Source organism: Kribbella sandramycini (genome assembly GCF_013131805.1).
Lineage (GTDB): Bacteria > Actinomycetota > Actinomycetes > Propionibacteriales > Kribbellaceae > Kribbella > Kribbella sandramycini.
The window spans coordinates 109,869-121,698 of record NZ_JABJRC010000011.1 but is presented as its reverse complement, the minus strand read 5'-3'; the positions used below and the strand labels follow the sequence as shown (position 1 = coordinate 121,698).

The 11,830-nt window shown below is 70.4% G+C and carries 9 protein-coding genes; 5 read left to right on the top strand and 4 right to left on the bottom strand.

Going from position 1 to position 11,830, the window contains the following annotated elements; translation table 11 throughout:
- The first annotated feature begins 18 nt into the window (after window positions 1-18).
- On the top strand, window positions 19-1,524 hold the full coding sequence (locus HPO96_RS34045; RefSeq protein ID WP_171678548.1) for an LLM class flavin-dependent oxidoreductase: 1,506 nt from the start codon (window positions 19-21) through the stop codon (window positions 1,522-1,524).
- Window positions 1,525-1,527: 3 nt separating this feature from the next.
- Here the strand turns inward: HPO96_RS34045 and HPO96_RS34040 are convergent, their stop codons facing one another.
- Both HPO96_RS34040 and HPO96_RS34035 read right to left on the bottom strand, forming a co-directional pair.
- Window positions 1,528-2,154 carry a DUF6308 family protein gene (locus tag HPO96_RS34040; RefSeq protein WP_171678547.1) on the bottom strand — a complete coding sequence of 209 codons (627 nt, stop codon included), beginning with the start codon at window positions 2,152-2,154 and terminating at the stop codon, window positions 1,528-1,530.
- Window positions 2,155-2,289: 135 nt separating this feature from the next.
- Window positions 2,290-3,024 (bottom strand): alpha/beta fold hydrolase, encoded by a 735-nt coding sequence (locus HPO96_RS34035; RefSeq protein WP_202886754.1) that lies wholly within the window; start codon window positions 3,022-3,024, stop codon window positions 2,290-2,292.
- 127 nt (window positions 3,025-3,151) lie between these two features.
- On the opposite strand from HPO96_RS34035, the gene HPO96_RS34030 reads away from it, so the two are divergent.
- From HPO96_RS34030 to HPO96_RS34015, 4 genes are all read left to right on the top strand, one after another.
- The gene (locus HPO96_RS34030; protein ID WP_238355827.1) at window positions 3,152-3,808 is read left to right on the top strand and encodes a GntR family transcriptional regulator; all 657 of its coding nucleotides are present in this window, start codon (window positions 3,152-3,154) and stop codon (window positions 3,806-3,808) included.
- A gap of 63 nt (window positions 3,809-3,871) precedes the next feature.
- Window positions 3,872-4,360, top strand: a complete 489-nt coding sequence (locus HPO96_RS34025) for a DUF2975 domain-containing protein (protein ID WP_171678545.1) — start codon at window positions 3,872-3,874, stop codon at window positions 4,358-4,360.
- The gene (locus HPO96_RS34020) at window positions 4,360-4,566 is read left to right on the top strand and encodes a helix-turn-helix domain-containing protein (protein ID WP_171678543.1); all 207 of its coding nucleotides are present in this window, start codon (window positions 4,360-4,362) and stop codon (window positions 4,564-4,566) included. Before HPO96_RS34025 ends, HPO96_RS34020 begins: the two co-directional genes overlap by 1 nt.
- Before the next feature lie 134 nt (window positions 4,567-4,700).
- Window positions 4,701-5,321 carry a LysE family transporter gene (locus HPO96_RS34015; RefSeq protein ID WP_171678540.1) on the top strand — a complete coding sequence of 207 codons (621 nt, stop codon included), beginning with the start codon at window positions 4,701-4,703 and terminating at the stop codon, window positions 5,319-5,321.
- Here the strand turns inward: HPO96_RS34015 and HPO96_RS34010 are convergent.
- Together HPO96_RS34010 and HPO96_RS34005 are read right to left on the bottom strand one after the other, a co-directional pair.
- Complete coding sequence (locus HPO96_RS34010) at window positions 5,318-8,725, bottom strand: UvrD-helicase domain-containing protein (RefSeq protein WP_171678539.1); 3,408 nt, start codon at window positions 8,723-8,725, stop codon at window positions 5,318-5,320. The genes HPO96_RS34015 and HPO96_RS34010 overlap by 4 nt on opposite strands.
- Window positions 8,718-11,801: a PD-(D/E)XK nuclease family protein gene (locus HPO96_RS34005; RefSeq protein WP_171678538.1), complete on the bottom strand. Its 3,084-nt coding sequence runs from the start codon at window positions 11,799-11,801 to the stop codon at window positions 8,718-8,720. Before HPO96_RS34005 ends, HPO96_RS34010 begins: the two co-directional genes overlap by 8 nt.
- Between the last annotated feature and the right edge of the window lie 29 nt (window positions 11,802-11,830).

The window sequence follows — 11,830 nt, the reverse complement described above, 5'->3', positions numbered from 1 at the left end:
GCAGAGTAGTTTGGTTCCATGGACTACGGCCACGACCTCGCGTTCGGCACCTTCCTGACCCCGGCGATCGACGATCCGGCCCGGGTGATCGCGCTCGCGCAGCTCAGTGAGCAAGCCGGCCTGGACCTGGTCAGCTTCCAGGACCACCCGTACCAGCCGCGCCTGATGGACGCCTGGACCCTGCTGTCGGTCGTCGCCGCCCAGACCCAGCGGATCAAGGTCGCCACCAACGTCGCCAATCTCCCGTTCCGGCATCCGGTCGTCCTCGCCCGCAGCGTCGCCACACTCGACCTGATCACCGGCGGCCGGGTCGAGCTCGGTCTCGGCGCCGGTGGCTTCCTGGACGCCGTCGCCGCGAACGGCGGCCCGCGATTGACCACTGGTCAGAGCATCACGGCGCTGGAGGAGGCCATCGCGGTGATCCGTGCGGTCTGGGAGCCGACCGGCGGCGGCATCCGGCTACCGGGCGTGCACTACCCGGTCTCCGGCGCGAAGCGCGGCCCACAGCCCGCTCACGACGTCGAGATCTGGCTGGGCGCCTACAAGCCGCGCATGCTCGCAGTCACCGGTCGCTTGGCCGACGGCTGGCTGCCGAGCAGTCCGTACGCCAAGCCCGACGACCTGGCAGCGATGAACAAGCTGCTCGACGAGGCGGCAGTGGACGCCGGACGCGACCCAGCCGCCGTCCGACGGCTCTACAACGTGTCCGGCCGCTTCGCCGGCAGCGGCGGGTTCCTGCAGGGGCCAGAGGCCCTTTGGATCGACCAGCTCACCGAGCTGACGCTCAGCCAGGGCATGAGCACCTACATCCTCAGCTCGGACGACCCGACTGACATCCGGCGTTTCGCCGAGGTAGCCGAGGGAGTGCGCGAAGCGGTGCAGTCAGCCCGCAGAGGATTGCCAACAAAAGCAGAACCGCAGACCGCCGGTTTCGCCGTCGTGCCGACGCCCCCACCAGCCGTACGCCGAAGCGCCGTCCAGCTCATCGATGAGTCGGAGCGGCCGACTGGTCCGGCGCTGGACCCGTCGCGGACCTACACACCGCAGCAGTTGGCCTCTGGGCGGCATCTGATCGAGGTACACGACCATCTGCGCGCAGAGCTTGAGCAAATCCATGACCTCGTCGAACAGGTTGCAGCGGGCTCACTCGGCGTCGGACAGGCCCGTTCGCATATCAGCACGATGACGATGCGGCAGAACAACTGGACGCTCGGCACATACTGCGAGTCCTACTGCCGCCTGGTCACCTCACACCACTCGCTGGAGGACGCCATGCTGTTCCCGCGGCTCCGGCGGGCCGACCCGGAGCTGGCGCCGGTCGTCAACCGCCTGCAGGAAGAGCACCTCGTGATCCACGACGTTCTGGAGCGTGTTGACCAGGCTCTGGTCGCTCTGGTCGATGGCTCCGGTGACATCACCGGACTGCGGGCCGCAGTCGATCTGCTCGACGACACCTTGCTCTCGCACCTCTCGTACGAGGAGCGCGAGCTGGTCGAGCCACTGGCGCGGCTCGGGGTGATCTAGCGGCTACTTCGCCTCACCGAGCAGCGAGGCGAGGATGTCGAGCAGACGCAGCGTCGGGGCTTCGCTGAGGACCCGCGCGGACGAGGTCGGCGGCTCCTGCATCAGCCGCACCTGCAGCAGCTTGAAGTCGCGGACGTTCGCCGGGTTGACCAGATCGCGGTGCACGGCCGACAGGAACTCCGCGCCGGCGGCCGCGTTCGTGTAGGTCATCCGGATGAAGCTGTCGCTGACCGGGTAGAGGAACGGCCGCTTCAGGTGCAGCAGCTTCGACTTCTTCGCCTGCCCGAAGCCGCGGTGCCCGGAGAACTTCTCGTCCAGGGCCATCGCCGCTTCGAACAGCTCGCTGCCCGGCGCGGCGTCCTCCAGTTTGGCGTCGACCGGGACGGCGGCGAACTCCTTCTCCGCGTCGACCTCGAGCAGCCACGGGATGTCCAGTGCGCGCAGGTCGGAGCCGATCACCATCGTGCGCGCCAGATCCTCCAGCGTCACCTGGTTCGGGTCCGAGCCGCCGATCAGGGTCTGCCCGGGCAGCCCGTCGTAGTACCGCAGTACGGCGCCGTTGGTCTCGGCATACAGCCGCAACTGCGCGATCGCCTCGTCGACGACGATCTTCCGAGTACCGATGTTCATGGCCACACCCTCACACTCTTGGTGGCAGACCCGCCAGCATTCCTCACAGTGTTCCCGCAGATGGTAGGCGACCGGACGCTCACCCACACCCCAGGGTCACTTCCCGTTGTCCGCCTTCGGTAACCGTCGATTGCCTCAGCGGAGCTCGCTGATCAGCGCGCGGGTGGCGGCGAGCGTTTCGTCGGGGTGCGTCAGTTGCACGTTGTGGTCCGCGCCGGGGAAGCTGCGCAGCGTCGCGCCGAGCGCGTCGGCAAGGCGGGTGTGGGCCTGGGTGATGGCCGCGCCGGGTTTGCGGTCGGCCGTGATGAGGACGCTGGGCAGCGGTTTCGGGGCGAGGGTCGCTGATAGCTCAGCGAGACCGTGGACGGTGCGATCCAGTTGCGGGATGTCGAGATTGGCGGTCCGGTCGAAGACTGCTCGGCACTCGGGGCGGAGATCGAGGTTGCGCGTACTGCGGGCGACGCTCGCGCGCAGACCGGCGGCGATCAGACCGCGCACGACCGGGACCCGGTCCAGCGCGGCCAGGGTGCGGGTCATCCGTTCGATCCGGCTGCAGAGCGTGGGGTCGTTGATCGGCGTCGGATCGAGCAGAACCAGACCAGCGACGTTCTCCGGGTGCGCCTGGGCCAGCAGGACCGCGACCGCGCCGCCGAGACTCTGGCCGACGACGACCGCGGGGCCGAGACCGACTTCGGTGATCAGCTCGTTGAGGTGCGCGGGTGCGTCGGCGAGTGCGCCGGGGAGTGTGGACGTGCCCGTTCCCGGGCGGTCGTGAACGATGACGTGACAGCCGGGATCGGCGACCAGGCCCTCGATCAGGCCGGGGAAGAAGCCGAGCGTGGCCTCGGCGCCGCCGGGCAGGAGCAGCACCGGCGGGCCCGACGTGCCGTGGACCTCGAGATTGTCGATCGGGATCGGCGCTCCTACCGGCAGTATTGTGCTACAAGAATCTCAATATTGTTGCACAATCGACGAGAGGGGTGGGGTCGTGGCGGGGATGCCGGAGCGGATCGCGGCGGCGTTGCGGGGTGAGCTGCTGGACGGCGCCCATCCGGTCGGGACGCGGTTTCGCGAGGAGGAGCTGGCCGAGCGGTTCGACGTCGGGCGGCACACGATCCGGGCCGGGCTGCGGCTGCTCGTCGAGCGCGGTCTCGTCGTCCACGAACGGCATCGGGGCGCCGTCGTTGCGGCGCTGAGCCGGCAGCGGATCGACGAGATCTTCGACTATCGGAAAGTGCTGGAGCTCGGTGCGCTGCGGATGGCGCTGGCCGCGGGCGCGGATCTGCGCCCGGTGCTCGCCGAGGTCGAGCGGCTCGAGGCCCTGGCTGGCCGGCAGCCCCGGCCGTCGTGGCGGGAGCTGACCGGTGTGCACAGCGCGATCCATCGCGCGATCGTCGCCGCGGCCGGCAATCGGCGGCTGCTGGAGAGTTATCGGTACTGCGAGGACGAAGTCCGGCTGCTGCTCACGTTCGTTCGGCCGGATTTCGACGCGGCCCGGCTCGCGGTTGCGCATCGCGAGCTGGTCGAGCGGCTGCAACAGGGTGGCGATGCGGCGGTGGCTGCACTCACGGCCGATATCGACCAGGGCGGCCGGGCGGCGCTGCTGACCGCGTTGCAGCGGGCCGAAGAGAGCGCGCGGCGGCTCGGGCACTGACGACGAGGTTGTCGTATCTGTCGAATTTCGATAGATTTGCATCGTTGCTCGTTAGGAGGGGTGATGGGGAAATTTGCTGTGCTCGCGTTGCGGGTGGTGTTGGTGATCGCGCTGGCCGGCTCGCTGCTGGTGCAGACCGTGCTGGTGCCGTTGATCTGGGCCGACCTCGACGAAGCGCCCGCGAGTGTGCGGGTTCCGCTCGTCGTGATCGTCGTCCTGGGCATCGTGACGCTGCAGGTGACAGCGGTCTGCATCTGGCGGCTGCTGACGATGGTCCGGCGCGGGACGGTCTTCTCGAACGGCGCGTTCCGGTACGTCGACATCGTGATCGGCGCGATCGGGGCCGGGGCGGTGCTCGTCTTCGCGCTGGCCGTCGTCCTCGCGCCGGGCGAGGCCGTCGCGCCCGGGCTGGTCGGGTTGATCTGCGGGCTGTCGCTCGTCACAGGCGGCGTCGCGCTGGTGGTGTTCGTGATGCGGCTGCTGCTGGTGCAAGCCGTGGCGCGCGATGTCGAGGCGCAGGAGCTGCAGGCTGAGCTCGACGAGGTGATCTGATGCCGATCGTGGTCGACGTCGACGTGATGCTGGCGAAGCGGAAGATGCCGGTCGGCACGCTCGCGGAGCGCGTCGGCATCACCCCGGCGAACCTCGCGGTGCTCAAGAACGGGCGCGCGAAAGCCGTCCGGTTCAGCACGCTGGCGGCCCTGTGCGAAGTGCTCGAATGCCAACCCGGCGACCTGCTGCGGTTCGAGCCGGACTAATTGGCTTGCGGTGTTGCTGATCATGGAGACATGACTACGACGATCGAGGTGTTGCTGACGAAACCGGTTGCCGACGTGGCGGCTCGGTTCCAGCAGCAGACCGGCCGTCGGTGGGGGTCGAGCCGCTTCCGCTCGTGATCGAGGTGGTGGTCGCCGGCATGCTTGCCGGGTACGGGATCGCCGTACCGGTCGGGGCAGTCGGGACCTACCTGGTCGGGCTGAGCGCGCGGAGTTCGTTGCGGGTCGCGGCTGCCGCGGCGCTCGGAGTCGCATCGGCCGACGGCGCCTATGCGCTCGTCGCAGTCGTGGCCGGCTCGGCCTTGGCGCCAGTGCTGGCCCCGATCGTGGAGCCGTTGCGCTGGGTCTCCGTGGCGGTCTTGATAGGCCTCGCCGCGGTCGCGGCTGTCAGCGGCGTACGGCGGTATCGGGCCGGCCGGTTGACCGGGCTCCAGCAGGAGGCGCCGATGCGCGCGCGGACGGCGTACGCCGGCATGCTCGGTATGACGCTGCTCAACCCGATGACGGTGATCTACTTCGCCGCACTGGTGCTCGGCGGGACCGGCGACGACCCTGGGGTTGTCGAACGAATCGTCTTCGTGACGGCCGCCTTCCTGGCCTCGGCGAGTTGGCAACTGCTGCTGGCTGGTGGGGGAGTTCTGCTCGGCCGGCTGCTCACCGGGCAGGTCGGCCGACTGGTGACCGTGTTGGCCTCCAGTGTGGTCATCGTGGTCCTCGCGGTGCGAATGGTTGCTTAGGGCAATTGCCGGGCGACGGCGCCGGCCGGGTTGAGGAAGAGCAGCACGGGTGGGGCGGTGTTGGGCAGGACCTCGGCATACGTCCGCAGTTGCGGGGCGTAGTAGGCGACGCGACTGTCCAGCGCCGCCTCGGGGACGGCGTCGGTCTTGTAGTCGACGACGGTCAGGCGGCCGTCGTCCTCGCGGTAGATGAGATCGACGAACCCTTCGAGAACGGTTCCGTCGGGCTGGACGGCGCCGACGTACGACTCCCGCCAGTGCTCGCGAGCAGCCGCTCGCTGCACGACCTCGGAGCCGAGCGCTGACCGGACCAGGGCTGTGACGACGCCGGCATACTCGAGGACGCCTTCGGCCAGGCACTGCGTCGCGACGGCCGCCTCCAGACCAGCACCCGTCGTCAGATCGACGACTTGGAGGACGCCGTGGACCGCGCGGCCGATCGCCGTCCCGTACCGGCCCTTCGACCATGGCGGCAGCTCGAGGTCGCGAGCGGCCTTCGCCGTACCGGGCTCGGTCTCCGCGCCGAGAGCGAGCGGCGGCGCCGTGCCCTCCAGACCGGAGGCGCTCTGGGCGGACGGACGGCGACTGGCTTTGCGCGCGGCCTCGATCTGCTCGTCCCACTGTTTGCGGCTCATCGGCGGGCTGACGTCGGACGTCGCGCGCGGGTCGCGATCGGGCGGCGGCGGCCCGTCGAACAGCGTCGCGGTCGGCGCCTCCGCGGCGTCGGCCGAGGCGAGCAGCTCGGCGTTGCTGGAGTGCCGACGGGTTCCGGAGCGGTGCAGGGAGACCACGAGGTGGTCGCGGGCGCGAGTCGCGGCGACGTACAACAGACGGCGACGCTCGAAATCGTCCATCTGCTCGTCGACGGGCTGAACGAGGTCGAAGTCCTCGGTCTGCACGGAGGACTTGAGCTTCACCGCGTACCCGCCGTCCGGCGGCCAGAGCACCTGGACGCCGCGCTGGCGGTTCGGGGCCGCGGTCATCCCGGAGAGGATCACGATCGGGAACTCCAGGCCCTTCGCGGCGTGGATCGTCATCACGCGGACGGCGTCGGCGTCGGTCTCGGGGAGGACCGCCTCGGCGACGCGCGAGGCCTCCTCACCTTGGTGGGCCGCCCAGGCGAGGTACGCGCGGAGGCCGCCGTGCTCGACCTCGGACCACGCGCGCGCCTGATCGACGACGAACCGGACGCGGCGCCAGGCGTCCCGGGCGCGTGGGCCGATCGCGGCGACCTCGAGCATCCGGCGGTCGGCGACGATCGTGGCGAGGACCTCGCTCGGCGTCTGCCAGCGCGCCGCGTAGTACGCGCGCCGCAACCACTCCATCGCCTCGCCGACCGGGTGCGCCAACAGGCCGTCGGGGATCGGCGCGGTCAGCGTGAAGCTGCCACCGGAGCGCTTCCAGGTGAAGAGGTCGTCGTCACCGCAGCCGAACAGCGGCGAGCGCAGCGTGGTGACGAGGGCGAGCTGGTCGCTCGGATCGCCGAGGGCGCGGGCGCAGGCGAGCAGATCGCGGACTTCGGCGGTCTGGTAGACGAGCGAGCTGGCCTCGGCGCGGTACGGGATGTCGGCGCGGTCGAGCGCGTCTTCGAGGAACGGCAGCGACGTCCGCGCCGGAACCAGGACGGCGATGTCACCCGCCTCGGCCGGCCGCCAGGTCTTCCGCTGTTCGTCGTGGACGAGCCAGCCGTCGCGCAGCGCCTGATCGATGACCGCCGCGACATCGGTCGCCTCTCGCTCGCGCAGGACGGAAGCCTGGGCGCGCGGCAGATCGTCATGCGGGGTCGCGCCGAGGATGCTGACCGCCGGGCCGGAGATCTCGTCGTCGTACGGCGCGGGCTCGGGCGGCGGAGGCGGATCGTCGGGGCGCCGGAACTGCAGGACCTGACCGAGGCCGTCGTCGGGCGCGGGTTCTGGCTCTGGCTCGGGCTCGTCGGAGATGAAGTCGAAGAGGGTGAGCTCCTCGCCGTCCGCCGGGACAACTTCGGGCTCGGGGGCTTTGGTGGGCGTTTCGCGGTGCGGCGTCAGCGGATGGTAGGTCGGCTGGGCGGCGTCCTGGGGCTGGATGAGCGTGCCGAAGACGTGGTTGATCCAGCTCAGGACGGGCGGAACGGTGCGGAAGTTGGTCGTCAGGGTGACGGTCTCGCCGAGCAGGCTCTGAGCGGTCAGGTAGGTGGCGATGTTGGCGCGCCGGAACCGGTAGATCGACTGCTTGGGGTCGCCGACGACGAACAACCGCCCGTCGGGGACGTCGATATCGTGCCAGTCGTCGGCGCCGCCGCCCGCGCCGGCGGCGATCCGGACGGCGAGCTCGATCTGGATCGGATCGGTGTCCTGGAACTCGTCGAGCAGCAGCCGTTCGAACCGGTCGGACAGCGCCGACCGGACCGCCGGCTCGCGCCGCAACAGATCGCGCGCCAGCACCAGCAGGTCGTGGAACTCCAGCCGCCCGTCCGCACGCCGGACCTCGGCCGACTCCAGCACTCGCTCCGCGATCCAGCGCGAAAGATGCCGAAGGCAAGCATCGAGGAGCAGCTCGACGAGCGACCCGGCGACGTCGACCACGGCCGCGCAGTCCGCGCGCACCTTGGCGATATCCGGCCAGTTCTCCTTGCGGCCGATCCGGCCGACCTTCAGCCCGCGCAGCGTCTGCAGCACCGCGAGCTGGGTCTCCTGATCGGTCGCCGTCTCCAGCATCAGCCCGAGCTCGCGGATCTGGCGCAACTTCGGCAGCAGCCGATCCTCGGCGTCCGAGCACGAGTCGGCCAGGCCGCCGAGCTGCGCGGCCGCGGCGGCCAGGCCGGTCAGATCCGGCATCGCGACCAGCTCGGGCGGTGCGACCAGCACGCGCTCGCCGATCAGGTCCCAGTCGTTGCCGAACAGGCGGGCCAGCGACCGCAGATGTTTCAGCTCGACCCCGACCGCCATCGCCAGCAGCAACGGCTCCGCGATCTTGTCGTCGTCCAGCAGCTGTTGCTGCAGCTCGGCCCAGCGCTCCTCGAACGCGACAGACGAGCCGACCTCGTCGAGCACGTCGATCAGCGGCGGCAGCCCGGCCTCGATCGGATGCGCGAGCAGCAACTGTTGCGCGAACGCGTGCAGCGTCCCGATGGACGCCGAATCCAGATCGTCGAGAGCCTCGTCGGCGAGCGGCCCGGTCGGGCCCTTGCGCGCCTTCTCGAACTCGACCCGCAACCGATCCCGCAGCTCGGCCCCGGCCTTCTCGGTGAACGTCACCGCCGCGATCGTCCGCAACGGCACGCCGTCGCGCAGCACGAGCGTGCGGACCCGATCGACCAGCGCATGCGTCTTTCCCGAGCCGGCGCCGGCCTCGACGAAAAGCGTTGTCGACGTGTCCGAACGGATCCGCTCCCGGGCCGGGCCGTCGAGCAGCTGTTCACTCATCGCCGGCCTCCTCGTACACCGCAGGGTCGATCAGCCGGACCAGCCGCTCCAGCGTCGGGTCGTGCCGTTTGCGCTCCCACCGCGCGCGCACTTCGCTGTGGCCGATCCCATCCGGATTGCAGTAAGGGCACTGCACCCACAGGAAATCCGGAATCTCGGGCGCCTTCGGCGGGAACAGCCCGCCCGCGATCGACGACACGATCACGTCGAGCGTCTCGACGTACCGGGCCTCGACCTCGGCGGTCAGCGGGACCGGGATCCGTTTACCGCCGCGCCGGACGAACCAGTACGACGCCTCGACCGGTGTCGCGGCCTCGCCCAGCCGAGCACGCGCCGCGTAGGCATAGACGGGAAGCTGCAGCTTCGTCCCACCGGCAACGGGATCGCTTTCGATCCCCTCGTACCGCGAGAAGCCGCCGGTCTTCACATCGGTGACATAGATGGTGCCGTCGCGCCCGAGATCGACCTTGTCGGCCGAGCCGCGCAGCAACACCCGGCCGGACGGCACCGGAATCTCCACCGGCGGCTCGCCGTCGAACCCGAACCGCAGCTCACTGGCCACCACCGACGCATCCCGTTCGAAGCGCCACCGGTCGTCATCGGCCAGCAACACCATCAGATCGCTCAGGATGCGCAGCCGCTCGCGCTGCCAGAGTCGGGGATGACCGGTCAGCCCCTCGGCTTCGAACCGGTCGGCCAGCTCGGCCCCGATCGCGAGCAGTACCTGCCGTTGCTCCGCCGACCAGGCCTCGCCGTACGACGGGAGCGCACCGGCCAGCCGGGTGACGAACGCGTCCAGACTGTCGTGGATCAGGTTGCCGACCTGGATCGGCGAGATGACGAGCAGATCCTCCGGGGCCTCCAACGGCTCGACCTGCAGCAGCCGCTCGACGAAGTACGCATGCGGGCAGCTCGCGTAGGCCTCCAGCGACGTCGGCGAGGCGACCCGATCCTCGACGGCGTACTCCGGGAGGCCCGAGACGCCGGACAGATCGCCGTCGAACCGCGTGAACGCCGGACTGCCGCGCCCGCGCAGCAACTCGCGCGCGCGGACCAGCACCCGGTCGCTCAGCCACAACCCGGCCGCCGCCGATCGGACCTGCCACTCCTGCTCGCTCGCCGGCATGGTTGCCGTCGTCAACGAACCTGCGTACGACGCCGACGCCTGCAGCCGATCGCCGAACGCGCCCTGCTCCCACGCGGTGGCGGCGAGGGTGCGGTCGCCGCTCAACGCGCGCAGCGAGCCGAGCAGCCAGCGCGTCGGCAGCCGGCGTGACGAGCGGCGCAGGTCGCCGCGGGGGAACGAGGCGACGACCTTGCGCGCGCCGGCCGAGAACGCGACCAATAGGTGGCGCTGCTTCTCGTCGAGCCGATCTCGGAACGACGCCAGCTCGGGCGCGGCGGCCTCGCGCACCCGGTGTGGGAGCAGTGCGTCTTCGTGGACGCGGCCAGGGTAGAGATCCTCCGACAGGCCGACGACGTACACGATGTCGGCCGCCAGACCGACACTCGCCGACAGCGGTGCGACCAGGACGCCCGTCCCGAACGTGCCGACCCGGGGGAGTGATTGCTGGAGCTCCAGCTCGAGGACGTCGCGGAGCACCGCGAGACTGGCCGGGGTGCCGAGCTCATCCAGCGTGGAGAGCCCGCGCAGCGACCCCTCGACCGCGGCCGCGGCGTACTGCTCTTCGATCGGTAGAGACGAGTAGTCGCCGAGCAGCTCCTGGAAGAGCTGCAGAACCGCGCCGGCCAGCTCGGACCAGCTCTCCAGCTCAGCCAGCGCCTTCAGCCGCCGCCGGAGCTCAGAGGCGAACGCATGCAGCCGCTCCGCCTTCTCCGCGTTGTACTGCGCGCGCCTGGTCGCTGCGGGGCGCGGATCCTCCGCTGCCTCCTCTTGCTGCGCAGCACGCCGCTCGGACTCTGCATAGCGGGCCAGACGGCTCTCCCAGTCGTCGCCACGCACTACACCGGCCGCTCGGGACATCCGCTCCCACTGGGGGACGGGGATGCGCTCACCGGTGAAGTCACGTGTCGGCGCGTTCGACAGGGCGCGGAAGACGTCGGCGCGTGGCAGGTCTTGATCGACGAGCGCCAGCACCTCCAGCAGCGTCCGCGCGATGGCTCGCTCGTGCACCGGTCTCGTGCCCGGGCCGTTGACCGCGATCCCCGCGGCCGAGAGATGCTCGTGCAGCAGCCGCGCATACGGCGTGATCGACGAGTAGAGGACCGCGATCCGGTGGGCCGGCGTCTGCGCCAGCGCGGCGACCACCTCGCGCACCACGCAGCGGACCTCGTCATCGGCATCGGACGCGGTGCGGATTTCGGTCGCGACCGGATAGTTCCGCGAGATCGACGGCGGCAGGTCGAGACCGATCCGCTCCAGCGACCGCCGAACGGCGCGATCGGCCCGCCGGACGTCGGTCAGCCCGACGATGACGGTGAGATCGGCCGCTGCCGCGCCCAGCGCCCGGACGAACGCCGCCTCGGCCTGGGTGAGCTCCTGGGGCAGGTAGAGCACCAGCGCGCCGAGCTCGCGGACGATCGCCGGGTCGGCCTCGACCCGGGCCGCGGCGGCGCGCAGCAGGTCGGTCTCGTCGTACCAGTCGCCGGCCAGATCACCGGTGAGCTGCCGGTGCAGGCGGACCAGATCGGGGCCGAGGACGGACGCCGAGGCGACCTTGTCGAGCGCGGGCTCGGACAGATCGCGCAGCTCGCGATGGGCGGATGCAAGCGCTTGGATGGTCGACGGGTGCTCGGCGACCTCGTGGAAGACGCCCGGCGCCTTGGCCAGCGCCGTTCGCCAGGTCGCGGCCACGATCGGCCTGGTGGCGGGCCGGCGGGGCGCGAGCTGCCCGGCCGCGAGCTGCTCGGCGAGCCGCTCCAAGGTGGCCGGGAAAAGCCCCGCGATCGCGGTCTTCGCGAGGTGCCGGCGGGCGACGACGCCGGCCAGGTTGTTCGGCAGCAGGAGGGTGACCGGGGCCATCGGGTCGTCGGCTTTGAGCCGTTGCACGACGGCGTGCAGACGATCGAGCGCGGCCGCGCCGTAGGCCGTGCTCTCGATCCGGGTGCTGCTCACGAAAACCCCCGATCCTCAACTGTCACCGC